The organism is Kitasatospora sp. NPDC048239 (assembly GCF_043202015.1).
Lineage (GTDB): Bacteria > Actinomycetota > Actinomycetes > Streptomycetales > Streptomycetaceae > Kitasatospora.
In genome coordinates this window covers 21,051-46,379 of sequence record NZ_JBICZP010000001.1, presented here as the reverse complement: position 1 = coordinate 46,379, position 25,329 = coordinate 21,051, and the positions used below count along the sequence as shown (strand labels likewise).

18 protein-coding genes are annotated in these 25,329 nt (G+C 73.4%); 6 read left to right on the top strand and 12 right to left on the bottom strand.

What is annotated here, in order from left to right:
* Positions 1 to 171: 171 nt before the first annotated feature.
* Positions 172 to 1,587 carry an amino acid permease gene (locus tag ACGFZP_RS00180; protein WP_392926951.1) on the top strand — a complete coding sequence of 472 codons (1,416 nt, stop codon included), beginning with the start codon at positions 172 to 174 and terminating at the stop codon, positions 1,585 to 1,587.
* A gap of 112 nt (positions 1,588 to 1,699) precedes the next feature.
* Here the strand turns inward: ACGFZP_RS00180 and ACGFZP_RS00175 are convergent, their stop codons facing one another.
* Complete coding sequence (locus ACGFZP_RS00175) at positions 1,700 to 2,332, bottom strand: DsbA family protein (RefSeq protein WP_392926950.1); 633 nt, start codon at positions 2,330 to 2,332, stop codon at positions 1,700 to 1,702.
* Positions 2,333 to 2,571: 239 nt separating this feature from the next.
* Between ACGFZP_RS00175 and pepN the strand changes: the two genes are divergently transcribed.
* On the top strand, positions 2,572 to 5,136 hold the full coding sequence (pepN, locus tag ACGFZP_RS00170; protein ID WP_392926949.1) for an aminopeptidase N: 2,565 nt from the start codon (positions 2,572 to 2,574) through the stop codon (positions 5,134 to 5,136).
* A gap of 126 nt (positions 5,137 to 5,262) precedes the next feature.
* On the opposite strand, the gene ACGFZP_RS00165 is transcribed toward pepN, so the two are convergent.
* Positions 5,263 to 6,564, bottom strand: a complete 1,302-nt coding sequence (locus tag ACGFZP_RS00165) for a glycoside hydrolase family 18 protein (protein WP_392926948.1) — start codon at positions 6,562 to 6,564, stop codon at positions 5,263 to 5,265.
* A 171-nt stretch (positions 6,565 to 6,735) separates the two neighbouring features.
* Entirely contained in the window at positions 6,736 to 9,381 is a 2,646-nt protein-coding gene (gene acnA / locus ACGFZP_RS00160; protein WP_392926947.1) for an aconitate hydratase AcnA, read from the bottom strand.
* Between the two features lie 370 nt (positions 9,382 to 9,751).
* On the opposite strand from acnA, the gene ACGFZP_RS00155 reads away from it, so the two are divergent.
* Positions 9,752 to 10,159: a type II toxin-antitoxin system VapC family toxin gene (locus tag ACGFZP_RS00155; RefSeq protein ID WP_392926946.1), complete on the top strand. Its 408-nt coding sequence runs from the start codon at positions 9,752 to 9,754 to the stop codon at positions 10,157 to 10,159.
* A 164-nt stretch (positions 10,160 to 10,323) separates the two neighbouring features.
* Entirely contained in the window at positions 10,324 to 10,857 is a 534-nt protein-coding gene (locus ACGFZP_RS00150; RefSeq protein WP_392926945.1) for a superoxide dismutase family protein, read from the top strand.
* Between the two features lie 26 nt (positions 10,858 to 10,883).
* On the opposite strand, the gene argF is transcribed toward ACGFZP_RS00150, so the two are convergent.
* The 3 genes from argF to ACGFZP_RS00135 all read right to left on the bottom strand — a co-directional run bounded on the left by argF (position 10,884) and on the right by ACGFZP_RS00135 (position 16,441).
* Positions 10,884 to 11,885 (bottom strand): ornithine carbamoyltransferase, encoded by a 1,002-nt coding sequence (gene argF, locus ACGFZP_RS00145; protein ID WP_392926944.1) that lies wholly within the window; start codon positions 11,883 to 11,885, stop codon positions 10,884 to 10,886.
* Positions 11,886 to 12,068: 183 nt separating this feature from the next.
* A complete protein-coding gene (locus ACGFZP_RS00140; RefSeq protein ID WP_392926943.1) occupies positions 12,069 to 14,789 on the bottom strand; it encodes a polynucleotide kinase-phosphatase in 2,721 nt (906 codons plus the stop codon).
* On the bottom strand, positions 14,786 to 16,441 hold the full coding sequence (locus tag ACGFZP_RS00135) for a 3' terminal RNA ribose 2'-O-methyltransferase Hen1 (protein ID WP_392926942.1): 1,656 nt from the start codon (positions 16,439 to 16,441) through the stop codon (positions 14,786 to 14,788). The genes ACGFZP_RS00140 and ACGFZP_RS00135 overlap by 4 nt, the downstream gene beginning before the upstream one ends.
* Positions 16,442 to 16,627: 186 nt before the next feature.
* On the opposite strand from ACGFZP_RS00135, the gene dapD reads away from it, so the two are divergent.
* Positions 16,628 to 17,617: a 2,3,4,5-tetrahydropyridine-2,6-dicarboxylate N-succinyltransferase gene (gene dapD / locus ACGFZP_RS00130; RefSeq protein ID WP_392926941.1), complete on the top strand. Its 990-nt coding sequence runs from the start codon at positions 16,628 to 16,630 to the stop codon at positions 17,615 to 17,617.
* 615 nt (positions 17,618 to 18,232) lie between these two features.
* On the opposite strand, the gene ACGFZP_RS00125 is transcribed toward dapD, so the two are convergent.
* The 6 genes from ACGFZP_RS00125 to ACGFZP_RS00100 form a co-directional block, all read right to left on the bottom strand.
* Entirely contained in the window at positions 18,233 to 19,039 is an 807-nt protein-coding gene (locus tag ACGFZP_RS00125) for a DUF6099 family protein (RefSeq protein WP_392926940.1), read from the bottom strand.
* Between the two features lie 165 nt (positions 19,040 to 19,204).
* On the bottom strand, positions 19,205 to 19,549 hold the full coding sequence (locus ACGFZP_RS00120; RefSeq protein ID WP_392928274.1) for a nucleotide pyrophosphohydrolase: 345 nt from the start codon (positions 19,547 to 19,549) through the stop codon (positions 19,205 to 19,207).
* A 203-nt stretch (positions 19,550 to 19,752) separates the two neighbouring features.
* Complete coding sequence (locus tag ACGFZP_RS00115) at positions 19,753 to 21,051, bottom strand: AAA family ATPase (RefSeq protein ID WP_392926939.1); 1,299 nt, start codon at positions 21,049 to 21,051, stop codon at positions 19,753 to 19,755.
* A gap of 314 nt (positions 21,052 to 21,365) precedes the next feature.
* On the bottom strand, positions 21,366 to 22,196 hold the full coding sequence (locus ACGFZP_RS00110) for a putative RNA methyltransferase (protein WP_392926938.1): 831 nt from the start codon (positions 22,194 to 22,196) through the stop codon (positions 21,366 to 21,368).
* A 52-nt stretch (positions 22,197 to 22,248) separates the two neighbouring features.
* Positions 22,249 to 23,133 carry a RimK family alpha-L-glutamate ligase gene (locus ACGFZP_RS00105; protein WP_392926937.1) on the bottom strand — a complete coding sequence of 295 codons (885 nt, stop codon included), beginning with the start codon at positions 23,131 to 23,133 and terminating at the stop codon, positions 22,249 to 22,251.
* Complete coding sequence (locus ACGFZP_RS00100; RefSeq protein WP_392926936.1) at positions 23,130 to 24,125, bottom strand: RimK family alpha-L-glutamate ligase; 996 nt, start codon at positions 24,123 to 24,125, stop codon at positions 23,130 to 23,132. The genes ACGFZP_RS00105 and ACGFZP_RS00100 overlap by 4 nt, the downstream gene beginning before the upstream one ends.
* Before the next feature lie 290 nt (positions 24,126 to 24,415).
* Here ACGFZP_RS00100 and ACGFZP_RS00095 point away from each other — a divergent pair, with 290 nt between their 5' ends.
* Positions 24,416 to 25,279, top strand: a complete 864-nt coding sequence (locus tag ACGFZP_RS00095) for a GNAT family N-acetyltransferase (protein WP_392926935.1) — start codon at positions 24,416 to 24,418, stop codon at positions 25,277 to 25,279.
* Positions 25,280 to 25,329 lie beyond the last annotated feature (50 nt).

Genomic DNA, 25,329 nt, shown 5'->3' with positions numbered 1-25,329 from the left:
GTGGTTGTCGGGTCCGACCCAGGGACGATTCCGGAGCGTACAATGTCGACTACCGCCCGCCATCGACCGTTCCGGATGGTGAGCCCCGCTCCCCCATTCTTGGCATGGACAACTTGTTCACCGGATATTGGGCGACTCACCCCGCTGTCCGAACAGTCTGGATCCACCCTCATGGCCCGTACCTCCGCGCCCCCGGCGCCCGGGACGACCTCCACCGGCGCTCCCCCGTCCGACGGCCAGCAGCTCTCGCGAGGGCTCAAGCAGCGCCACCTCTCGATGATCGCGCTCGGCGGCGTGATCGGCGCCGGCCTGTTCGTCGGCTCCGGCGCGGGCATCGCGGCGGCCGGACCGGCGATCATCCTGGCGTTCACGCTCTCCGGCCTGCTGGTCATGATGATCATGCGGATGCTGGGCGAGATGTCCGCGGCCCGTCCGGCGTCCGGCTCGTTCTCGGTGCACGCCGAGAAGGAGATCGGCCCGTGGGCCGGGGTCACGGCCGGCTGGATGTACTGGGTGATGCTCTGCTGCGGCGTCGCGGCCGAGGCCACCGCCGCCGGCAAGATCATGAACGGCTGGATCCCCGGCGTCTCCGCCTGGATCTGGGTCGGCCTCTTCATGGTCTTCTTCTGCGCCAGCAACCTGACCGCGGTGAAGAACTTCGGCGAGTTCGAGTTCTGGTTCGCCGCGGTGAAGGTCGCCGCGATCCTGGCCTTCCTGGTGCTCGGCACGCTCGGGGTCGCCGGGGTACTCGGTGACGGGGCCCCCGGCGCCGCCAACCTCACCGGCCAGGGCGGCTTCCTGCCCAACGGCACGAGCGGCCTGATCGTCGGCCTGCTCGCCTCGGTGTTCGCCTACGGCGGCCTGGAGACCGTGACCATCGCCGCCGCGGAGTCGGACGACCCCCAGAAGAACGTGGCCAACGCGGTGCGCACCGCGGTCTGGCGGATCGCGATCTTCTACATCGGCTCGATGGCGCTGGTCGTCACCCTGGTCTCCTGGAAGGACCCGTCGATCGTCGCCAACGGTCCGTACGTGACCGTGCTCCAGCACCTGGGCGTGCCCGGCGCGGGCACCATCATGGAGGTCGTGGTGCTGATCGCCCTGCTCTCCGCGATGAACGCCAACATCTACGGCTCCTCCCGGATGGCGTACTCGCTGGTCTCCCGCGGCCAGGGGCCGAAGGCGCTGGCGAAGGTCGGCGGCGGCGTGCCCCGGGTGGCCGTGCTGGCCTCCTGCCTGTTCGGCTTCGGCGCGGTGCTGGCCGGCAAGTTCTGGCCGGACACCGTCTTCACCTGGCTGATGAACACCACCGGCGTCGCCATCCTGGTGGTCTGGCTCTTCATCTGCATCGTCCAGCTGCGGATGCGCCGCCGCCTGGAGCGCGAGGCGCCCGAGCTGCTGACCGTCAAGATGTGGGGCTTCCCGTACCTGACCTGGGTCTCGATGGCCGCCGTGGTCGGCATCCTCGGCCTGATGACCACCACCGAGGGCAACCGGGAGCAGCTGTACGCGGCCGCGGTCCTGGTCGCCCTGCTGGCGGGCGCGGGCCTGCTCAAGCAGCGCCGGGACGCCGCGGCGGTCCGCTAGACCCCAGCCAGGCCCGGCGAGGCCGGACGGACAGACGGAGGGGCCCGGTACCGCGGACGCGGTACCGGGCCCCTGTGCGCTGTGCTGTGCTGCGCAGTGCCGTACGGGGGTGCTACTCGAAGGACGGGCCCGCCGTACGGGTGCGCTTGATCTCGTAGAAGCCCGGGGTGGAGGCGACCAGCACGGTGCCGTCCCACAGCCGGGCCGCGGCCTCGCCGCGCGGGGTCGGGGTGACGACCGGGCCGAAGAAGGCCACCCGCTCGCCGTCCGCTCCCTCGACGGCGATCACCGGGGTGCCGACGTCCTCGCCGACCAGGGTGATGCCCTCCTTGTGCGAGGCGCGCAGCGCCTCGTCGTAGGCGTCGGTGTCGGCCGCGTCGGCCAGCTCGACCGGCAGGCCGGCCGCGACCAGGGCCGCCTCGATCGTCTCGCGGTTCTGCGGCAGGCCCTGGTTGTGGAAGCGGGTGCCCAGCTCGGTGTAGAGGCGGCCGAGCACCTCGTCCCCGTGCTTCTCGGCGGCCGCGATGGCGACCCGGACGGCGCCCCAGGCGTTGTCCAGCAGGGTGCGGTACTCCTGCGGCAGGTCACGGTGCTCGTTCAGCACGGACAGGCTCATCACGTGCCAGTTCACGTCCACCGGGCGCAGCTGCTGGACCTCGATCAGCCAGCGGGACGTCATCCAGGCCCACGGGCAGGCCGGGTCGAACCAGAAGTCGGCGGTCTTGCGCTCAGCGGCAGTCGTCACGGCTGTCGTCCTTCGTCAGAGAGGGGCGGGCCCCCGCGCGGGGCTTCCCCGGGCCCAACGCCCGCCCGCCGCCGCTGATTCCGCCTCCGGGGGCCGGATTGTGCAATGGTACCGGCGCGGGTGCCGTGAAAGGATGCCCCAGTGCACCGAACAGCACGTGCACGGGACCGCAGCAGCACCCCGACCGCACCACCCCGCAGACCGCACCACCGTGCGGGACCGGACAAAGGAGTACCGCCGTGCCGGGCAAGAACCTGAGCCGCGACGAAGCCCAGCAGCGGGCCAGCATCCTGGCCGTGGACGGCTACCAGGTCCAGCTGGACGTGACCTCCGCCCCCGACCCGGCGGCCGCCACCTTCCGCTCCACCACCACCCTGACGTTCCGCTGCTCCGAGCCGGGCTCCTCCACCTTCCTGGACCTGCTCGCCTCCGCCGTGCGCGCCGTCACCCTGAACGGCCGCGAGCTGGACCCGGCCACCGCCTTCGACGGCGCCCGCGTCCACGTCGACGGCCTGGCCGCGGAGAACGTCCTGGTGGTCGAAGCCGACTGCGCGTACAGCCGCACCGGCGAGGGCCTGCACCGCTTCACCGACCCGGTCGACCACGAGACGTACCTCTACACCCACTACGAGCCGGCCGACGCCCGCCGGGTGTTCGCCACCTTCGAGCAGCCCGACCTGAAGGCGCCCTTCACCTTCACCGTCACCGCGCCCGCCGCCTGGGACGTCTGGTCCAACGCCGTGCACGAGCGCGTCACCGCCGAGGGCGACGCCCGCACCTGGGAGTTCGCGCCGACGCAGCCGATCTCCAGCTACCTCACCGCCGTGGTGGCCGGTCCGTACCACGTGGTCCGCGACCACTACAGCCGCACCCTGGCCGACGGCTCCACCCTGGAGATCCCGCTCTCCGCGATGTGCCGCCGCTCGCTCGCCCCCTACTTCGACGCGGACGAGATCCTCGGCGTCACCAAGCTCGGACTCGACTTCTTCCACGAGGAGTTCGACTACCCGTACCCCTTCGGCAAGTACGACCAGGCCTTCGTGCCGGAGTACAACATCGGCGCGATGGAGAACCCCGGCTGCGTCACCTTCCGCGAGGAGTTCGTCTTCCGCTCGAAGGTCACCGACGCCGCCTACGAGGGCCGGGCCAACGTCATCCTGCACGAGATGGCGCACATGTGGTTCGGCGACCTGGTCACCATGCGCTGGTGGGACGACCTGTGGCTGAAGGAGTCCTTCGCCGACTTCATGGGCTCCTACGCGCTGATCGGCGCCCGCACCCGCTACTCCTCGGCCTGGATCACCTTCGCCAACCAGCGCAAGGCGTGGGCCTACCGGCAGGACCAGTTCCCGACCACCCACCCGATCACCGCGGACATCCGGGACCTCGAGGACGCCAAGCTCAACTTCGACGGCATCACCTACGCCAAGGGCGCCGCGGTCCTCAAGCAGCTGGTGGCGTACGCCGGTTCGGACGCCTTCTTCGAGGGCGCCCGCCGCTACTTCAAGGCGCACGCCTTCGGCAACACCGAACTCGCCGACCTGCTGGACATCCTGGAGGAGACCAGCGGCCGCGACCTCAAGTCCTGGGCGGCGGCCTGGCTGCAGACCGCCGGGGTCGACTCGCTCACCCCGCAGGTCACCGTGGACTCCGAGGGGCGGATCACCGAACTCGCCGTCCTGCAGGACGGGGACGTGCTTCGCCCGCACCGGATCGCCGTCGGCCTCTACGACCGGGACGCCGACGGCGCCCTGGTCCGCACCGCCCGGATCGAGCTGGACGTCACCGGCGCCCGGACCGTGGTCGCCGAGGCCGTCGGCCGCCCCCGGCCCGCACTGGTCCTGCTCAACGACGACGACCTGACCTACTGCAAGATCCGCTTCGACGCCGAGTCGCTGGAGACCCTGCGGGCCGGACTCGGCGACATCCAGGACGACCTGGCCCGGGCGCTGTCCTGGTCCGCGGTGTGGAACCTGACCCGCGACGGCCTGATGCCGGCCCGCGACTACGTCGCGCTGGTGCTGCGCTTCGCCGGGCAGGAGTCCAACATCGGCGTGCTGCAGTCGCTGCACCAGCAGGCCAAGGGCGCCGTCGACCTGTACGCCGACCCGGCCTGGCGCGGCGAGGGCGGCCGGCTGCTGGCCGACGGCGCGCTGCGCGAACTGCGCGCCGCCGCCCCGGGCAGCGACCACCAGCTGGCCTGGGCGCGGTTCCTGGCGCAGACCGCCAACGGCTCCGAGCACCTCGGGCTGGTCCGCGGCCTGCTGGCCGGCACCGCCCGGATCGACGGCCTGGACGTCGACCAGGAGCTGCGCTGGTCGCTCTGGCTGACGCTGGCCGCGGCCGGCCAGGCCTCCGACGAGGAGCTGGCCGGGGAGCTGGCGGCCGACAACACCGCCAGCGGCAAGCGCCAGTACACCCAGGCGCTGGCCGCCCGGCCGACCCCCGAGGCCAAGGCCGCCGCCTGGTCCGCGGTGATCGACTCGGAGGAGCTGCCCAACGCCCTGGTCGAGGCGAACATCGCCGGCTTCGCGCTGCCCGGCCACCGCGATCTGACCGCGCTGTACGCCGCTCCCTACTTCAAGCTCCTGGAGCGGGTCTGGGCCGATCGGACCATCGAGATCGCGATGCGGATCGTCGGCGGCTTCTTCCCCCGGGCCCAGACCAGTGAGCAGACCCTGGCCGAGGCGGACGCCTGGCTGGACGGCAACCGGGGCGCCGCGCCCGCGCTGCGCCGGCTGGTGCTGGAGTGCCGCGACGACCTGGCCCGGGCGCTGCGGGCGCAGGCCTGCGACCGCGCCTGAGCACGGCACACCGCCCGAAGGGCCCGCCGCGAGCGATCGCGGCGGGCCCTTCGGGCGTTCCGGGCAGCCGTTCCGGGCAGCTGTTGCGGCCGACCTCTGCCGATCAGCCACCCAAGGCGCCTCCGGTCAGCCGTGCTGGAGGCCGCGGTCCAGGGCGGCGAGCGCGCTGCCCTTGGCGTCGTCGCCGTCCAGCGACCAGACCATCACACCGGCCAGGTCGTTCCAGCGGGTGTAGCGGGCCTTCTGGGTGAGCACCTCGGCGTTGTCGAAGCTGTAGAAGCTGGTGCCGTCGTACTTCCAGGACGCGCCGTGGTCACGGTCGGTGTAGACCTTGCCGGGCAGCTTGGAGATCTCGTTGTAGGTGAAGTCCGCGGTGGACTTGGCGGCCGGCTGGTACAGGCCGTTGCCGGCGCCGGCCGACACCCCGGTCCAGCCGTGGGCGTAGAACGGCACGCCGAGGACGGTCTTGGAGCCCGGCAGGCCGTGCTGGGCGTAGAAGTCGACCGCCCGGTCGGCGCTGCGCTGCAGCGGCGACGGGTCCTTCGGGTCGGAGTAGAGGTTGGCGTGGTGGGCGGTCGGGCCGGTGCCCTCCCACGGACCGTGCAGGTCGTAGGTCATCAGGTTGAGCCAGTCGATCGAGCGCGAGAGCGTGGGGAGCTCCAGCCGGGCGGCGACGGTCTCGTTGGCGGCGACGGCCGCGGTCAGCAGGTAGTGCGGGCCCTTGCGGCCGCTGAGCTGGTCCAGCTGGCGGCGGAACTCCTGGACCAGCAGGGTGAAGTTGTGGCCGTCCTCGGGGCGCACGACGTTGCCGCCGTCACCGCCGCCGCCCGGGTACTCCCAGTCGAGGTCGATGCCGTCGAAGACGCCGGCGGCAACGCCCTTGCCGCCCTCGGCGGTGCCGAGCTGGGGCAGGTTGCCCTTGATGTACAGGTCGATGCAGGAGGAGACGAACCTCTTGCGGGACTCCTCGGTCGCGGCGGCGTCCGAGAAGTACTTGGACCAGCTCCACCCGCCGAGCGAGATCACGGTCTTCAGCTGCGGGTTCTCGGCCTTGAGCTTGCGCAGCTGGTTGAAGTGGCCCTTGAGCTTCTGGCCGGGGCGGTCGGCGACGCCGTCCACCGACTCGGCGGCGCTGAAGGGGCGCTGGTAGTCGTTCAGGGCGTCGCCCTGCCCGGCGTCGTTGGTCTCGAAGCAGGTGCCCTCGGCGGAGACGTTGCCGAAGGCGTAGTTGATGACGGTGAGCTTCCCGGCCTGGCCGGACTCCTGCACCCGCTTCGCGGAGCTGTCGGCGCCCCACTGGGTGAAGTAGCCGACCCGCTGCCCCTTCAGCCTCGGGCCGTGGTCGCGGTCGTGGGCCTGGGCCGTGGGAGCGGCGAGGGCGGCGGCCACCGTGGCGGCGGCGATGAGGGCGGCGGTACGACTGAGCATGCGCATGGGAGAAGACCTGCGGCTTTCTCTGATTCAGCGTCAAATGGTCTGGACCAAGCTGAGACAGAGGTTTAGTCCATTTGTTCCGGACACACAAGAGGCCGGACCGCGTGAACGCGATCCGGCCTCTTGTTGACCTGGTGTTTGCAGCGGCTTGACCAGCCGCTGCGGTCAGCCGATCAGGCTGCGCAGCACGTACTGCAGGATGCCGCCGTTGCGGTAGTAGTCCGCCTCACCCGGGGTGTCGATGCGGACGACCGCGTCGAACTCCTTGTCCCCGGCCTTGACCTTGACGGTCTTCGGGGTGCGGCCCTCGTTGAGCTCGGTCACGCCGGTGAAGGAGAAGGTCTCCTCGCCGGTGAGGCCGAGGGACTCGGCGTTCTCGCCCTCCGGGAACTGCAGCGGCAGGACGCCCATGCCGATCAGGTTCGAGCGGTGGATGCGCTCGTAGGACTCGGCGATGACGGCCTTGACGCCCAGCAGCGCGGTGCCCTTGGCGGCCCAGTCGCGGGACGAGCCGGAGCCGTACTCCTTGCCCGCCAGGACGACCAGCGGGGTGCCGGCGGCCTGGTAGTTCTGCGAGGCGTCGTAGATGAACGACACCGGCGCGTCGGCCTGGGTGAAGTCGCGGGTGTAGCCGCCCTCGGTGCCCGGCGCGATCTGGTTGCGCAGGCGGATGTTGGCGAAGGTGCCGCGGATCATCACCTCGTGGTTGCCACGGCGCGAGCCGTACGAGTTGAAGTCGCGCTTCTCCACACCGTTGGCGGTCAGGTACTGCGCCGCCGGGGTGCCCGGCTTGATGTTGCCGGCCGGGGAGATGTGGTCGGTGGTGACCGAGTCGCCCAGCTTGGCCAGGACGCGGGCGCCGGCGATGTCGTTCACCGGGCTCGGGGTCTTGGCCATGCCCTCGAAGTACGGGGGCTTGCGGACGTAGGTGGACTCGGCGTCCCACTCGAAGGTGTTGCCGGTCGGGACCGGGAGCGACTGCCAGCGGTGGTCGCCGGCGAAGACGTCCTGGTAGCCCTTGTCGAACATGGCCTCGTCGATGGAGCCGGCGACGGTGTCGGCGACCTCCTTCTCGGACGGCCAGATGTCGGCGAGGAACACGTCGTTGCCGTCGGCGTCCTGGCCCAGGGCGTCACGGGTGATGTCGATGTTCATGTTGCCGGCGAGGGCGTAGGCGACCACCAGCGGCGGGGAGGCCAGGTAGTTCATCTTGACGTCCGGGTTGATCCGGCCCTCGAAGTTGCGGTTGCCGGAGAGCACCGAGACGACCGCCAGGTCGGACTCGTTGACGGCGGCCGAGACCTCCTCGGGCAGCGGGCCCGAGTTGCCGATGCAGGTGACGCAGCCGTAGCCGACCAGGTTGAAGCCCAGCTTCTCCATGTACGGGAGCAGGCCGGCCTTCTCGTAGTAGTCCATGACGACCTTGGACCCGGGGGCCAGGGTGGTCTTGACCCAGGGCTTGACGGTCAGGCCCTTCTCCACGGCCTTCTTCGCCAGCAGGGCGGCGCCCAGCATGACGGAGGGGTTGGAGGTGTTGGTGCAGGAGGTGATCGAGGCGATCACGACCGCGCCGTTGTCGATCTCGTAGGTCGAGCCGTCGGGGGCGGTCACCGCGGTCGGCTTCGAGGCCTCGGCCGAGTAGGTCGGCAGCGCCTCGGCGAACCTGGCGGCGGCCTCGGCCAGGATCACGCGGTCCTGCGGGCGCTTCGGGCCGGAGATCGACGGGACGACGGTGGAGACGTCCAGCTCGAGGTACTCGGAGTAGACCGGCTCGACCGACGGGTCGTGCCAGAGGCCCTGCTCCTTGGCGTACGCCTCGACCAGGGCGAGCTGCTGCGCGTCGCGGCCGGTGAGCTTCAGGTAGTTGATGGTCTCGGCGTCGATCGGGAAGATCGCACAGGTCGAGCCGAACTCCGGCGACATGTTGCCGATGGTGGCGCGGTTCGCCAGCGGGATCGCGGTGACGCCCTCGCCGTAGAACTCGACGAACTTGCCGACCACACCGTGCTTGCGCAGCATCTCGGTGATGGTGAGCACCAGGTCGGTGGCGGTGGTGCCGGCCGGCAGCTGGCCGTTGAGCTTGAAGCCGACCACGCGCGGGATCAGCATGGAGACCGGCTGGCCGAGCATCGCGGCCTCGGCCTCGATGCCGCCGACGCCCCAGCCCAGCACGCCCAGGCCGTTGACCATGGTGGTGTGCGAGTCGGTGCCGACGCAGGTGTCGGGGTACGCCTGGCCGCCGCGGACCATGACGGTGCGGGCCAGGTGCTCGATGTTCACCTGGTGGACGATGCCGGTGCCCGGCGGGACGACCTTGAACTCGTCGAACGCGGTCTGGCCCCAGCGCAGGAACTGGTAGCGCTCCTTGTTGCGGCCGTACTCGATCTCGACGTTCTGGACGAAGGCGTCCGGGGTGCCGAACTTGTCGGCGATGACGGAGTGGTCGATGACCAGCTCGGCCGGGGCCAGCGGGTTGATCTTGGCCGGGTCGCCGCCCAGCTCCTTGACGGCCTCGCGCATGGTGGCGAGGTCGACCACGCACGGCACACCGGTGAAGTCCTGCATGATCACGCGGGCCGGCGTGAACTGGATCTCCTGGCTCGGCTGGGCGTCGGCGTCCCAGTTGCCGAGGGCCCGGATGTGGTCGGCGGTGATGTTCGCGCCGTCCTCCGTGCGGAGCAGGTTCTCCAGCAGCACCTTGAGGCTGTACGGCAGCCGCTCGGAACCCTCGACGGCGGAGAGCTTGAAGATCTCGTACGACTCGTCGCCCACCTGCAGCGAGCTGCGGGCGTCGAAGCTGTTCGCGGACACGACTGACTCCTTCTAGGTGCTTCGTGCGGTATGCCGGCCGCCACGGTGGTAAGGTCAGCCTTACTTAGGTTGACCTTGCCCGCATCGCCGGGGAGCGCCTCTCGGCAAGTATCTTGATGTCGAGATATATAGTAAGGGGCAGTTATCTCGATGTCGAGATAAACCATAGTGCATGCCCACGCGTTCACCACCGCAGGCATGCCCCGGGCCGATCCTTCCCCGTTGACCCACCTCCTGCCTACTGCCTTCCTACCGCGCGCGCGACCCGCGCACCGGCCGCCGGGGCCGTTGGGGGCGGCCGGGTACGGTGACCGGGGAGTTCGACACCGCTCGACACCGTTCGAGACTGGAAGAGTCCGGGGGCCGACTGATGATCGTGGTGGACGCGTCCGCGCTGGTACTGGCACTGGCGGACGAGGGCGAGCGCGGGGACGCCGCCCGGGCCGAGCTCGCGGCGGGCGGCGAGTGGGTGGCCCCCGAGCACGTCGTGATCGAGGTGATGCAGTCGCTGCGCGGCCTCTATCTGGCGAAGGAGCTCACCGCCGAGCGGGTCGGCGAGCTCGCGGCCCTGCTCCCCGGGCTGGCCATCCGGAAGGTCGAGACCACCCCGTTGCTCGGCCGGATCTGGGAGCTGAAGGACAACCTCACCCCGGACGACGCCGCGTACGTCGCCGTGGCCGAGCAGTACGGGGTGCCGCTGGTGACGGCGGACCTGCGGCTGATGCGGTCCAGCGGACCGCGCTGCGAGATCCGGGGGATCCGCCGCTCCGCCGGCTGAGGCCCGGTGCGGTCTGCCGCGGGCGGCTGCGGACCTGCTGCGGGCGGCTGCGGACCTGCTGCGCGCCCGGGCGGGGGCCGGGTGCTCGCGGAGGGTGTCGTGTCCGTTCGGCCCGGGCGGCCGTTGATCAGGGCGTCCGTCCCACCGCTTCCGGAAGGCCCCCGATGCCCGCTCCGTTCGCCGCCGCCCTGCTTCCGCTCGCCCTGCTGGCGCCCGCCGCCTCCCCGGTGTCCGTCGTCGAGGCGGACTTCGACCCGGCGACGGCCTTCGTCCCGCCGGCCGCCATCAGCCACGCGACCGACCTCGTCCCCTACGGCTCGCACGCCCGCGTGGTGGTCGACCGCTCGGCCGCCGGGCGGACGGTGCTGACGCTGTCCGTGACCGGTCTGGCGCCCGGGCACGAGTTCCCCGCCCACCTGCACACCGGCCGCTGCGGGGCCGACCCCGCCGCCTCCGGGCCGCACTACCAGGACGCCGTGGACCCGGTCCGGCCGTCCACCGACCCGGCGTACGCCAACGACCGCAACGAGCTGCGGCTGACGCTGCGGACGGACGAGCGGGGCGACGGCACGGCCGGGGCCTCGGTGGACTGGCAGCCCCGGCCGGGCGAGGCCCGTTCGCTGGTGCTGCACGCGGGCACCCCGGCCGGCCCGCACGCCGCGGGCGACCGGGCGGCCTGCGTGAACCTCCCCGAGTAGGCCTGCGGCCGCGCCGTAGGGACCGGTCAGGCCCCGAGGGTGGCGACCAGGACGGCCTTGATGGTGTGCAGGCGGTTCTCCGCCTGGTCGAACACGATGGAGTGCTCCGACTCGAAGAGCTCGTCGGTGCACTCCAGCTCGGTCATCCCGGTCAGCTCGTGCATCTGCCGGCCGACCACCGTGCCGAGGTCGTGGAAGGCCGGCAGGCAGTGCAGGAACCTCACGGCCGGGTTGCCGGTGGCCCGGACGGTGTCCATCGACACCTGGTACGGCTTGAGCAGCGCGATCCGCTCGGCCCAGACCTCCTTGGGCTCGCCCATCGAGACCCAGACGTCGGTGTAGAGGAAGTCCGCGCCCGCCACGCCCGCGTCGACGTCCTCGGTGAGGGTGATCCGGGCGCCGGAGGACTCGGCGAGCGCCTCGGCGGCCTTGCGGACCTCCTCGGCGGGCCAGAGCGAGCGGGGCGCGACGATCCGGACGTCCATCCCGAGCAGCGCGCCGGTGACGAGCAGGGAGTTGCCCATGTTGTAGCGGGCGTCGCCGAGGTAGACGAGGGTCACCTCGTCGAGCGGCTTGGCGGTGTGCTCCTTGATCGTCAGCACGTCGGCGAGCAGCTGGGTCGGGTGCCACTCCTCGGTGAGGCCGTTCCAGACCGGGACGCCCGCGTACGCGGCCAGCTCCTCGACCACCTCCTGGCCGTGGCCCCGGTACTCGATACCGTCGAACATCCGGCCCAGCACCCGGGCGGTGTCCTTGATCGACTCCTTGTGGCCGATCTGCGAGCCCGACGGGTCGAGGTAGGTGGTGGAGGCGCCCTGGTCGTGGGCGGCGACCTCGAAGGCGCAGCGCGTCCGGGTGGAGGTCTTCTCGAAGATCAGCGCGATGTTCTTGCCCCGCAGCCGGGGCTGCTCGGTGCCCGCGTACTTCGCCGCCTTGAGCTCGGCGGCGAGGTCCACCAGGAAACGGAACTCCTGGGGCGTGAAGTCGAGCTCCTTGAGGAAGTGCCTGTTCCGGAGGTTGAAAGCCATGCCGGGCTCCTGAGTGGTGACGCGGGTTCGAGAACTGAAGCGGCAATTGTATACGATGCTTGGAATTTCTATGCAGGCGCGGGGGGAACGGAAACGGAACAGGCCCCGCAGGGCGACTGCGGGGCCTGTCCATCCGGGGCCCGGCCGGGCCGCCCACCGCGTGCAGGGCGGGCGGCCGGACCGCTACAGCCGGGGGTCGACCGGCTCGGACTCCAGCGCGAGCACCGCGAACACGGGCTCGTGCACCCGCCACAGCGGCTCGCCGGCCGCCAGGCGGTCCAGTGCCTCCAGACCGAGCGCGTACTCGCGCAGCGCCAGCGAGCGCTTGTGCCCGAGGAAGCGCTGGCGCAGCTGGTCCAGGTACTCGGTGTAGTCCGGACCGTAGATGATCCGCAGGTACTCCCGGCCGCGGACCTTCACCCCGGGCTGGACCAGCCCGCCGGGCCGCCCCTCCCCGGCCTTGCCCCGGACCAGCGAGGCGAGCGGCTTCACCACCATGCCCTCGCCGCCGGCCGCCGTCAGCTCCTCCCACCAGGCGACGCCCGCCGCGATGGACGCCTCGTCGGCGGTGTCGACCAGCAGCCGGCCGGTGCCGTGCAGGATCGGGGCCTGCGGATCGTCCGCCGCGACCAGCCGGTCGATCCACCCCAGGTGCACGTCGTGCGGGCGCACCGCGAGGTTCGCCCCCTCGGCGGCCAGCACCTGGAACGGCGCCAGGCGGATGCCGGACAGCCCCTCGGTCGGCCAGCAGTAGCGCCGGTACGCCTCGGTGAAGGCCTGTGCGTCGGCGGCGCGCTGCCGCTGGCGGGCGGTCAGGCCCGCGAGGTCCAGCCCGCGGCCGGCCGCCTGCTCCAGCGCCGACAGCACCGCGGGCAGGGCGGCGCCCGCCGCCGCGCCGACCGCCGCGTACTGGCGGCGCAGCAGCTCGGCGGCCTTCAGCGACCACGGCATCAGCTCGGCGTCCAGCAGCAGCCAGCCGGTGCCCAGCTCCTCGAACAGCCCGGAGCGCTCGGCGGCGGCCCGCAGCCGGTCCAGGACGGCGGCGGTGAGGGCGTCGTCGCCGAGGAACGCCCGGCCGGTCCTGGTCCAGATCGCGCCCGGCCCGGCGATGCCGAACCGCTTCTCCAGCGCCCCCTCGCCCCGGGCGACCAGCACCACGGCGCGGGAGCCCATGTGCTTCTCCTCGCAGAGGACCTGCCGCACGCCGTCCTGGCGGTAGGCGAAGAAGGCCTCCTCGGGGTGTTCGAGGTAGCCCGGACGGCGCGAGGTCGCGCTCGGCGCCATCGTCGGCGGCAGGTAGGCGAGCAGTCGCGGGTCGATCGCGAACCGGCTCATCACCTCCAGCGCGGCGGCGGCGTTCTCCTCCCGGACGGCCACCCGGCCGTGCAGCGCCGTCTCGACCACCCGGCGGCCGGCCACGTCGGCGAGGTCCAGCGGGCGCCCCTCGCGGGAGCCCGGTGCGTCCGTGATCATCGGGCGCACCGGCGCGTACCACTCCTGCTCCGCCTCGACGCTCACCAGCTCGCGCTCCGGGTAGCGCAGCGCGGTCAGACTGCCGCCGAAGACGCAGCCGGTGTCCAGGCAGATGGTGTTGTTGAGGAAGCTCGCGACCGGCACCGGCGTGTGGCCGTAGACCACCAGGGCCCTGCCCCGGTACTCCTCCGCCCACGGGTAGCGCACCGGCAGGCCGTACTCGTCGGTCTCGCCGGTGGTGTCGCCGTACAGCGCGTGCGAGCGGACCCGGCCGGAGGCCCGGCCGTGGTACTTCTCCGGGAGGCCGGCGTGGCAGACCACCAGGGCGCCGCCGTCCAGCAGGTAGTGGCTGACCAGGCCGTGCATGAACGCCCGGACCTCGGCGCGGAACTCCTCGGACTCGCCCGCCAGCTGGTCCAGCGACTCCTGGAGGCCGTGCGAGACGGTGACCTTCCTGCCGTCCATCGCCCGGCCGAGCTTGTTCTCGTGGTTTCCGGGCACACAGACGGCGTGGCCGGCCGCGACCATGCCCATCACCAGGCGCAGCACACCGGGTGTGTCCGGGCCGCGGTCGACCAGGTCGCCGACGAAGACGGCCGTCCGGCCCTGCGGGTGCGCGGCGTCGACCGCCCGCCCCTCGGCGTCCCGGGTCAGGCCGTAGCCGAGGCGGGTGAGCAGGGTCTCCAGCTCGGAGCGGCAGCCGTGGATGTCACCGACGATGTCGAACGGGCCGGTCAGGTGGCGCAGGTCGTTGAACCGCTTCTCCGGGACGATCTCGGCGGCCGTCACCTCCGCCTCGCCGCGCAGGATGTGCACCTTGCGGAAGCCTTCGCGCTCCAGGCCGCGCAGCGAGCGGCGCAGCTCGCGGTGCTGGCGCGGGATCACGTGCGCCGGCAGCTGGCGGTCGGGGCGGGTCCGGTTGCGCTCGGCGCAGACGCCCGGCGGGACGTCCAGCACGATCGCGATCGGCAGCACGTCGTGGTCGCGGGCGATCCGGACCAGCTGCTTGCGGGCCTCCGGCTGGACGTTGGTGGCGTCCACCACGGTCAGCCGGCCGGCGGCCAGGCGCATGCCGACGATGTGGTGCAGCAGCGCGAAGGCCTCGGTGGAGGCCGACTGGTCGTTCTCGTCGTCGGCCACCAGGCCGCGGCAGAAGTCGGAGGAGATCACCTGGGTGGGCAGGAAGTGCTTGCGGGCGAAGCTGGACTTGCCCGCGCCGCTGGTGCCGATCAGGACGACGAGGGAGACGTCGGTGACCGGGAGGCGGCGGGGCTTGCCGGGGGTGGGCTCGGGCTCGGTCTGTGCGGGCTCGGTCTGTGCGGGCGTCGTCGCAAGCTCGGCGGGTGCGGCCTCGGCGGGTGCGGCCTCGATGGGCGCGGCCTCGGCGGGTGCGGGCTCGGTCGGCTGCAGGGGCTGTGCGTCGTCGGTCATCGGGTCTCGCCCCCTTCGGGCGTGGTGGTGGCGGTGGTGAGGGCGGCGGTGGTCATGGTGGCGGTGGCCGCGGTCGTCGGCTCGGGCGGTGTCCCGATCCGGAACAGCGCGAGCTGGGTCGGTGCGCCCACCTCCGGGTCCTCCGGCCCGACCGGGCGCAGGACGACGGTGTAGCCGTAGGCCGCCGCCACCCGCTCGGCCCAGGCCCGGAACTGCGCGCGGTCCCACTCGAACCGGTGGTCGGCGTGCCGGACATGACCGGCCGGCAGGCTCTCCCAGCGGACGTTGTACTCGACGTTCGGCGTGGTCACGACGACCGCCGCCGGACGCGCGACGCCGAGGACGGCGTACTCCAGGGCCGGCAGCCGGGGCAGGTCGACGTGCTCGATGACCTCGGAGAGCACCGCCGCGTCAAAGCCCTTCAGCCGTGCGTCGGTGTACGTCAGCGCGCCCTGGACCAGCTCGACCCGGGCCGCCTGACGCTCGGACATCCGCTCCAGTCGCAGTCTGCGGGCGGCCGCCGACAGCGCCCGCGCCGACACGTCCACGCCCAGCACCTCGGTGAACCGGGGGTCCTTGAGGAGTGCTCCGATCAGCTCGCCCTGCCCGCAGCCGAGGTCGGCCACCCGGGCCGCCCCGACCTCGCGCAGGGCGTCGAGGATCGCCGCCCTGCGCTGCTCCGCGAGCCGGACCTTCTTCTCCTCGCGGTTCTCCGCGGCCGCCTCTGGTTCGGCTGCATCTGCTGTGGCTGCTCCTGCTGCGGCCGCCTCGGCAGCGGCCGCCGGCACCGGCTGCCCGACGTCGTCGGCCTCGGCCTCGGCCGTGTCGTCGACCGCGTTGTCGATCTCCTCGACCTCGCGGTCGTCGGCCTCCGCCAGCCGGGCCAGCTCCAGGCGCTCCATCGCCCGCCGGGTGAGCGTCCAGCGCCGGGACAGGTAGCGGCGCGCGATCAGGGCCTGCTCGGGGTGGTCGGCGAGCCAGCCCTGCCCGGCCGCGAGCAGCTTGTCCACCTCGTCCGGGGCGACCCAGTAGTGCTTGGCGCCGTCGAGCACCGGCAGCAGCACATACAGCTGCTGGAGCGCGTCGGACAGGCGCAGCGTCTCCGCGGTCAGCTCGATCCGGACGTAGCGCGACCGGCCCCACTCGGGGAACGCCTCGTCCAGCGGGATCGCCGTCGCCTCGACCTGCCAGCCCAGCGGCTCGAAGAGCCTGCGGACCATCGCGGCGCCGCCGTCCTCGCCCGCACCGTTCGCGGGCACGGCGGGCAGCGTGATCCGCAGCGGCCGGGCCTGCTCGGCCAGACCGGGGCGGCCCTCGCAGACGCCCTTCATCGCCGACCGGAACACCGTCCGCAGCGCCACCGCGAGCAGCGAGGACGCGGCGTAGGGGCGGTCGTTGACGTACTGGGCGAGCGCGAAGTCCGGCGAGCCGCCGCGGCCCTTGCCCCGGCCGCGGCGGACCAGCGCGATCGGGTCGACGTCCAGGAGCAGGGCCGCCGTGCAGAGCTCGTCGCCCGCCTCGGGGTAGAAGACGTGGGCCTCGCCGTGCGACGTCCCGAACCGTTGGACCTTGTCCGGGTGCTTGTGCAGCAGGAAACCGAGGTCGGTGGCAGGGCTCTCGGCCGTGCCCGTGGTGGAGATCGAGATGAACACCCGCCCGAGTATTGCCGAGTATCCACCCCCTGAGCACCGGGTTTTGCCCCCGCGCGGGCGGTGCAGCGACGGCCGTCGGGGCACCGCCCGAGACACCGGCCGTCGCCCCGCGCCACCGCGGCCCGGCCGTGTCCGCACGGTGAGCGTGTTCGGCACCGGCCGCCCGTATTCGTTAACGTGCACGATGTGACTGCTGAATCCACCTCCCTCGCAAGCGGCGCCGTCGCCGCCGGTCTGGCCACCATCGCCAGCGACGGCACCGTCCTCGACACCTGGTACCCCGCCCCCGCGCTGACCGCCGAGCCCGGCCCGGCCGGCACCGTCCGCCTGACCTCCGAGCAGGCCGAGGCCGAACTGGGCGCCGGCGCGGCCGAGGCGCTGCGCGCCGACGCCCGCCGCGGCGTCGAGGTGGTCGCCGTGCGCACCACCATCGCCTCGCTGGACGAGAAGCCGCTCGACGCGCACGACGCCTACCTGCGGCTGCACCTGCTGAGCCACCGCCTGGTGAAGCCGCACGGCCAGAACCTGGACGGCCTCTTCGGCCTGCTCGCCAACGTGGCGTGGACCAGCATCGGCCCGGTTCAGGTGGACAAGGTCGAGCAGGCCCGTCTCGCCGTCCGCGTCCAGGGCGGCCAGCTCGCCGTCTACGGGATCGACAAGTTCCCGCGGATGACCGACTACGTCGCGCCGTCGGGCGTGCGGATCGCCCACGCGGACCGCGTCCGCCTCGGCGCCCACCTCGCCGTCGGCACCACCGTGATGCACGAGGGCTTCGTCAACTTCAACGCCGGCACCCTGGGCACCTCCATGGTCGAGGGCCGGATCAGCGCGGGCGTCGTGGTCGGCGACCACAGCGACATCGGCGGCGGCGCCTCGATCATGGGCACCCTGTCCGGCGGCGGCAAGCAGGTCGTCGCGGTCGGCGAGCGCTGCCTGCTCGGCGCCAACGCGGGTATCGGCATCTCGCTGGGCAGCGACTGCGTGGTCGAGGCCGGCCTCTACGTCACCGCCGGCACCCGGGTGACCACCCCGGACGGCAAGGTGGCCAAGGCGGTCGAGCTGTCCGGCCAGGACAACCTGCTGTTCCGTCGCAACTCCCAGACCGGCGCCGTCGAGGTCATCGCCCGCTCCGGCTCCTGGGGCGGCCTGAACGCCGAGCTGCACGCCCACAACTGACCTCCTCCCTCTTCCGGGGTCTCGGGCCCCCGGCGCCGCTGCTGCGGCGCCGGGGGCCTTTGGTCTGCTCCTGGCGGTTGCCTTGTCTGCGGTTGCCTTCCTTTGGGGCCCTCCCCCCACCCCTCCCCGCCCACCCCCGCCCCTGAACTCCGGAACCCTTCCCCAGGGTGGCTGCCCGGTGCCGGGGCAGCCCCGGCACCGGGCAGCACGGCCAACACCCGCCACTCGCGGGACCACCTGCCAACGCCGGCCACTCGCGCAACCGCCCGCGGCCGCCCCCCGGTTGGTGTCCTCAGCAGTGAGCGCTCAGCGCTGAGGACACCAACCGGCAGATGGCGCACCGCCCTGGGCGCGCCCCTCCACCGGGGCCACCCGGGACCTGTCCGGCCGACCGACCCGCCGCCCGGCCGCCCGGCCGCCCGGCCGCCCGGACACGCCCTAACCGAGGCGGCCCGCGAGCGGCAAGCCCGGGTCACCCGGGAGGCTTACCTCCCAACGGAGTTGGACCGCATCGGGTGGTGGCCGGTGACCCGGTATCGGGCGGTTCGTTGGTTGCAACGGCGGCGGCTCCCGCCCCGGCGTCGACGTCCGCGCGCCGAGCCGCCACCAGCCGTTTCACACCGCACCACCGATCCGAAGAGGTTCCCTCATGTCCGAAGCCTGGTCCGCGGAATCCGCCGCGCCACAGCATCCGGCCGCCGACGCGTCGGCGGCGCCGGCCACTCCGAAGAGCCTGCTGGAGCAGATGCAGGAACTGCTCGCCTCGGTGACCGCGGACCTCGCGGAGCTGCAGTCCTCCGGCGTCCGGGGCTCCGGCGGCGCTGACGCCTGGACGGACGGCGGGTCAAGCCTGAGCACCAGTAACGGCGCCTCGCGCTCCGACGGCTGAGGCACCGGCGGCGGAGGCACCGGCGGCGGAGGGTCGACCGCCACGGGCTCCGCCGGAGTCGGGTCGTACTCCTCCGCCTCGCCCCGCACGACCTGGTGCAGCCGGGCGACCAGGGCCTGGCACTCGGCGCCCGCGTCGACCCCGTCGATGCACGTCCAGTACAGGCTCTCCGTCTCCGCCCCGCACGCCAGCACCACCAGCGTCTCGGCGACGTCCCGCAGCAGCCCGCCGAGCTCCGCCAGCATCGGGTCGAGCGCGCCGAGTTCGCCGAGCCGGTCGGCCCGCCGGCCGCCGAGGCCCGGCGCGACGCCCGGCTCGCCCGACGGCTGGTCCAGGCAGCCCGCCGCGTGGCCGGCCGCCTCGGACAACTGCTGGCCGAGCCCCGCCGGCTCCCCGTCGTCCAGCTCGGCCAGCCTGGCGCCCACCGCCTCGGTGAGCAGCGCGGCCTGCCGAGCCTCGGCCACCACGTCCGGGACGTTCCTGGCCTCGGCCAGGGCGTGCCGGGCCGTCTTGATCAGTCGCAGCGCCTCCATGGCCGCCACCCCTTTCGCTCGCGAACACTCCGACCGCGACCACCGCACGACCGCGGGTGCCGCGGTCGGGTGGTCACGGCGAAAGCGTGCACGGAGGGGAGGATCGGCGCCGCGACCTCGTCAGAAGCTGTGGACAACCCCCGGGGTGTGGATAACCTCCGTCCCTCACACGGGTTGGTCGCCCACGTCGGAGTTGACGTCGCGCGCGGCTCCGGGCACCGGGAAGCGCAGTTCGTTCCGCTCGATCTTGGCCGCCAGCGCGGTCAGCGGATCCACTCCCACCGCCGTGCAGAACTGCAGCAGGTACGCGAGCACGTCGGCCACCTCGTCGCGCACCCGGTGCGCGCTGTCCGGATCGGACATCACCGAGGCGGCCTGTTCGGGCGTGAGCCACTGGAAGATCTCCAGCAGTTCCCCGGCCTCCACGCTCAGTGCCGCGGCCAGGTTCTTCGACGTGTGGAAGGGCCCCCAGTCCCGGGCGGCGGCGAACTGCGCCAACCGCTCCCGCAGGCTCTCCAACGTCGGTCCCGCCGCCTCCCCCGACCCCGACCGCGCGGCCACCCCCGACTCCGACTCCGACACCGACTCCGGCACCGCCGCCGCCCCCGACCCCGACACCGACACCGACACCGACACCGACACCGACACCGCAGGTTCCCCCGACCCCGCCCCGGGCCGCGCCCCCGCGGCCGACGGCTCCGTCACTCGTTCGCTCATCCGTCCAGGTCTACCCCATCCGCACCCGCGCCCTCACCCTCCCCCGCGCCGTCCTCCCCGCGCACCGCCTGCGCGGGCACCCGCGCCGTCTCCGTCCGCAGCACGGTGTGCCCGGACCCGGGATCGCGCCGGCACTCGACCAGCGCCACCCCCGGCGGCAGCTCCCCCGGCCCGCCGAGCGCCTCGCGGGCCGCGGCCGGCTCCTGGAGCGCCGCCAGTACCCGCAGCTGGTTGCGCCCGGACATCTCGCGGGCCAGCCGCAGCAGCGAGGCGGCCTGCTCGGTGCCGAGCCCGGCGCCGAGGTCCTCGGCGAGCACGGTGAGCTGCCGGTGCGCCCAGGGCACCTCGGCCGCCGCGTCCACGTCGAGCACCCCGGCACCGGTGAGCAGCACCGCGGCGAACGCGAGGTGGCGCAGCATGCCGTCGGAGGCCTGGTCGGCGCCGGTACGACCGAGGACGCCCTCGTCGAACACGGCCAGCACCCGCTCCCGGTCGCCCTCGCCGCGGCGGGCGAGGTCGAGCCCGAGCAGCGGGTGCGGCGCGGCCGACTGGACGACCCGCAGGAGCTGCCCGTAGCGGCGGGCGCACTCGCCGGCGAGCCGGGCGATCACGGCGGAGATGTTGGCGGCGCTGGTGACCAGCCTGGCCTGCGGGTCGGGCCGGGCCCAGTCCCGCATCAGGGCGGGCACGGGGTGGACGGGGAAGACCTCGCGCAGGGCGGTGAGCAGCTGTTCGGCGGCGGCCAGCACCGTGCGTTCGCCGGTCGAGGATCCGGCCACCCGCAGCGGGATCTGCGCGGTGACCAGGCCGCCGCTGGGGAAGGGGGCCCGGATGTCGCCCTGGCGGGTGTCGTTGTGCCAGGTGACGTTGATCCGGCGGTGCCGGACGTCCTGTTCGCCGGTCTCGACCAGGGTCCGGCCGTCGAGGGTGAGCCATTCGCGGGCGATCCTGACCGGGCCGTCCGTGCGGATCACCAGCTCCAGCCGGATCGGGCCCTCGGCCGAGCGGACGGTGCAGCCGAGGATGATCGCGTTGCGGCCGTGCGGGACGCAGCCTGCCAGGCCGCCGCGGACGGGGGTGGCCAGCGGGCCGGTGAGTGCGGGCCCTCCGTCGAGGGAGTCGGCGATCTCCTCGCCGAGGGCGAGGCGGGACAGGACGGCCAGCGCGTCGAGGGCGTTGGACTTGCCGACCCCGGCGGGGCCGTGCAGCACGGTGAGGGGCGCGAGCGGCAGGACCGCGCGCCGGTAGGACTTGAACGAGGTGAGCCGGATCTCCTCGACGGTGGGGCGCTTCACGGCCTCCCCGCGCTGCACGGGCCCGCCACCCGACACCGGCTGCTCCCCGGGCCCCGGCGCCGGCCGCTCCCCAGCCCCCCGCACCGGCTGCTCACCCGGCCTCCGCACGGGCTGCTCGCCCCGTCCCGGAGGACGCGGATCGGGCTGGGCCGGGAGGGTGGGCCGGGCGGCTTCTCGGTTCACCCGTCGGACGTTAGCCGCAGCTCAGGAGGCAGAAACGTGCCTGCTCGGCAGATTCATCCCAACGGGGTCCGCGGTCCGGACCACCCGTCACAGTCACTTGGACCCCACCCGTCACACCCGCCCCGCCGCCCTCAGCGGCGGTACTCGGCGACCGTCACCGAGGCCGTCACCCCCACCGGGTCGGGCAGCGCGCCGAGCCGCTCCTCCAGCCGGTCCGGGTCGGTGTGCCAGGCGCTCGGTCCCATCCCCACCACGGTCCGGACGTCGGCCGCCGACAGCCGCATCGGGAACTCGACCTCCCGCCGCCCGACCGGCGTCAGGTACGGGCCGAGCTTCTCGTCGATCCGCCGCTGCTTGTCCTCGTCGACCGAGAGCAGGCCCAGGGCGTCGACCAGTTCCCGCAGGTGGCGGGGGGTCGGCGAGACCAGCAGCAAGGTCCCGCCGGGGCGCAGCACCCGGCGGATCTCCGGGCCGTTGCGCGGTGCGAAGACGTTGAGCATCAGCCCGGCGGAGGCGTCCCGCAGCGGCAGCGGGCGCCAGGCGTCGCAGACCACGGCGCCGATCCGGGGGTGCGCCCGGGCGGCGCGGCGCAGCGCGAACTTGGAGATGTCCAGGGCGGCGCCGGGCCGGCCGGGCAGGGCGTCGAGGACGTGCGCCAGGTAGTGGCCGGTGCCGGCGCCGAGGTCGGCGACCAGGCCTTCGGGGTCGGCGGCCGCGGCGGCGTCGGCGAGGGCCTCGGCGATCGGACGGTAGTGCCCGGCGGCGAGGAAGTCGCCGCGGGCGGCCACCATCTCGGCGGTGTCGCCGGTGCCGGTGTGCGCGTCACCGGCGAGCAGGCTGACGTAGCCCTGTTTGGCGACGTCGAAGCTGTGGCCGGACGGGCAGCGCAGGGTGCGTCCGTCGGGGGTGAGGGCCTGCGCGCAGTGCGGGCACGCCAGGTAGGGCTCGATGTCCTGCAGCACGGTCCGTCTCTCTCGCGATCCCGGCCGGGAGGCGGCGGCCGGAAGGGCAAGCCTAACGACCGGCGCCGCGCTGGCCTGGCACCCGGGGAGCACCGGGCACCCGGGGGACGCCGGGCACCCGGGGAGTGGTCCCGTGGCCGGCCGCGTGCAGGGCGAGCGCGGCCAGCGCCTCGGGCGCGCCCGCCTGCCCGCGGACCCCGGGGAAGGCGTTGACGTCGACGATCACCGGTTCGGCGGGCCCGTCCAGCAGGTCGACGCCGTACACGTCGAGGCCGAACACCTCGCCCACCCGCCGGGCCAGGTCGGCCCGCTCGGCGGGCAGCTCCCGGGGGCCGAACGCGCCGGCGCCCGGGGTGGAGGCGCCGACGGCCTCGGCGAGTTCGGAGCGGCGGCGGGCGCAGAACACCTGCCCGGCGATCACCCACAGCTTCTGGTCCCAGCCGGTGTTGGCGAGGTAGGGCTGTGCTATCACCGGCTCGTCCGGCCACTGTTCGGCGAGGGCGTGCAGCTGCGCGGCGTCGTCGACCCGGGCGACCAGGTCGTGGCGCCGGCTGTAGCGGCTCTTGACGACCAACGGGAAGTCCGGGTCGGGCAGTTGGGCGAGGGTGGGCGCGGTGCGCGTGTCGGCGAACGGCAGTCCGGCGGCCCGGGCCAGTTCGGCCATCCCGGTGCGGTCCTGGCAGAACCCGGTCGCGGCGGCGGAGTTGACCACGGGTGCGCCGCGCTCCTCCAGGTGGCGGGCGAGCGCCAGGGCGCGCGGGGTGCGGGCCTTGAGGAGGTAGACGTCGGCGAGCGGGCCGGGGCCGAGCAGTTCGGCGGGCGGGGCGTGGCCGGCCGTGGGGTCGAGGCTCTCCACCCGGTGGCCCGGCGCCAGCAGTTCGGCGGTGGCGGCCAGCAGCGGGTGCCCGGGGTCGGGGGTGAGGAGGCAGATCCTCACATCGGGCCGCCGACGCCCAGACCGCCGTACGCCGGGCCGCCGACCCCGGCCGCATCGCCGTACCCGGGAGCGCCCAACGGAGCGCCCAGCGGGGCGGCCAGTCCGACGACCGACCCCTGGGCCGGCAGCCGGACGGCCTCCGCGGCGGAGGCGGGCACGGACGCCGGCGCCGAGACCGCCGTCCCGGTCCGGGCCAGCCGCAGCACCGCCCGGGAGACCTTGGCCACCGCGTCCGGCACCTTCCGGAAGCTCGGGAAGTCGTTGATGTCGACCACCACCGGCCCGTCCGGGCCGAGCAGCACGTCCACGCCGTACAGGTCGAGGCCGAACACCTCCCCCACCTGGCCGGCGATCCGCGCCACCTCGGCGGGCAGCGGGACCTGCCGCTCGCGCACGCCCTGGCCGGGGTGCAGCGGCGAGCAGCGCTCGGTCGCGTACAACTCGCCGTCGACGCAGTACACCTTGAGGTCGGTACCGGAGTTGGGCACGTACGGCTGGGCGATGAGCAGGCCCTCGCCGGCCAGTTCGGGGCCGAGTTCGACGAGGTGCTCGGGGGTCGGCACCAGTCGTACCGCCCGGCCGGAGCTGCCGTCGGCGGGCTTGACCACCAGTGGGTACTCGGACTGGGGGATCTCCGCCAGCCGCTCCCAGCGGGCGGCCGCGTAGGTCACCGGGACGGGCAGGCCCCGGGTGCGGGCGATGACCGAGGCGAGCGCCTTGTCCCGGACGCTGCGGATCGAGCGGACGTCGTTGACGGTGGTGAGGCCGACGGCGGCGGCCGCCTCCAGCAGGGTCAGGCCCGGTCCGCCGGAGACGGTCTTGAGCACCCAGGCGTCGTGGCTGCCCGCCCGGACCGCCTCGGAGATCGCCATCAGCGAGTTGCCGGGGCGCAGTACGTCCACCCGGTGCCCCCACGCGGTGAGCTGGCGCACGACGTCGAGCGGCATGCCGTCGTGCCGGTAGTGCTCCTCGACCAGAAAGCAGAGCCTCATGAGCCTGTCATCCCCCTCGCCTCGCCCAGCGCGGACGTCCGCCGTTCCCGTCCGGCAGAGCTGTAAAGGCCCCAGGATGCCACGCGGCCTGCGCGCAAGATCGCCCGGCCTGTAAGCATTCGGCAACAATCGGTCCGAAATGCCCGGGCCCTGGGCGACCTGCAAGATCCGCGGACCGGTCCGCCCACCGACCGCCCATCGCCCGATCGCCCGCCACCGGCCCGCGCACCACCGCCCGCCCGCCACCGGCCCGCACAAACCGGTGGCAGGACCGCGCCCGCCCTGCTTGGATGCACGGCGTGAATCCTGTCGATCTTGATCCCGCCCACCGCCCGCTGCTCGACGAGATCGAGCGCTACTACGACGCCGTGCCGCGCTCCGCCGCCCGCGTCGAGGACTTCGGTCCGCTCAGCCTGTTCGTCCGGGACGGCGAGGGCTGGCCGTACTACGCCCGGCCCGCCCTCGGCCACGACGGCCCGGCCGCCACCGCCGAGGACGTCCGCCGGGTGCTGGCCCGTCAGCGCGAGCTGGGGGCGCCGGAGGCCTTCGAGTGGGTGGCCGAGCACGACCCGCTGCTGCGCGCGGCGGTGGAGGAGGCCGGACTGGTGGTGCACGAGCACCCGCTGCTGGTGCTCGGCCCGGACGACGCGCCGGACGCCCCGGCGCCGGCCGTGGCCGAGGGCGTGTCGGTGCGGGTCCTGGCCGCCGACGACCCGGGCCTGGCGAGCGCCGTGACCGTCCCGCACCTGGCGTTCGCCGAGCCGGGCACCGGTCTGGGCGCCGCCGGCGCCGGGGAGCTGGCCGTGGCCGCCGAGAAGTCGGTGGCGGACGGCACGGTCGCCCGGATCGCCGGCCGGATCGCCGCCGGGTCCACCGTGCTCGCCGCGGCCCTCCAGGACGGCGCGGCGCTGTGCGCGGGCCAGCACAACCCGGTCGGCCCGGTCACCGAGGTGGCCGGGGTCGGCACCCTGCCCTCGGCCCGTCGCCGCGGCCTCGGCCTCGCGGTGACGGCGGCGCTGGTCGCGCACGCACGGGCGAACGGCGTGCGGACGGTGTTCCTGTCCGCCGCCGACGAGGACGTCGCCCGGATCTACCGCCGGGTGGGCTTCCGCCCGTTCGCGACGGCCCTGATCGCCGAGCCCGCCGGAGCCTGACCGGCCCCGGGGCCGGGGCCGCGATCCGAACCGCCCTGCCCCGCCCGCCC

Bases quoted from the DNA above. Each gene is read 5' to 3' on its own strand.
- ACGFZP_RS00180 (WP_392926951.1), top strand. From the start codon at position 172: ATGGCCCGTACCTCCGCGCCCCCGGCGCCCGGGACGACCTCCACCGGC.
- ACGFZP_RS00155 (WP_392926946.1), top strand. From the start codon at position 9,752: ATGATCGTGGTGGACGCGTCCGCGCTGGTACTGGCACTGGCGGACGAG.
- ACGFZP_RS00125 (WP_392926940.1), bottom strand. From the start codon at position 19,039: ATGGAGGCGCTGCGACTGATCAAGACGGCCCGGCACGCCCTGGCCGAG.
- ACGFZP_RS00140 (WP_392926943.1), bottom strand. From the start codon at position 14,789: ATGACCGACGACGCACAGCCCCTGCAGCCGACCGAGCCCGCACCCGCC.
- ACGFZP_RS00095 (WP_392926935.1), top strand. From the start codon at position 24,416: ATGCACGGCGTGAATCCTGTCGATCTTGATCCCGCCCACCGCCCGCTG.
- ACGFZP_RS00150 (WP_392926945.1), top strand. From the start codon at position 10,324: ATGCCCGCTCCGTTCGCCGCCGCCCTGCTTCCGCTCGCCCTGCTGGCG.
- ACGFZP_RS00165 (WP_392926948.1), bottom strand. From the start codon at position 6,564: ATGCTCAGTCGTACCGCCGCCCTCATCGCCGCCGCCACGGTGGCCGCC.
- ACGFZP_RS00100 (WP_392926936.1), bottom strand. From the start codon at position 24,125: ATGAGGCTCTGCTTTCTGGTCGAGGAGCACTACCGGCACGACGGCATG.
- argF (WP_392926944.1), bottom strand. From the start codon at position 11,885: ATGGCTTTCAACCTCCGGAACAGGCACTTCCTCAAGGAGCTCGACTTC.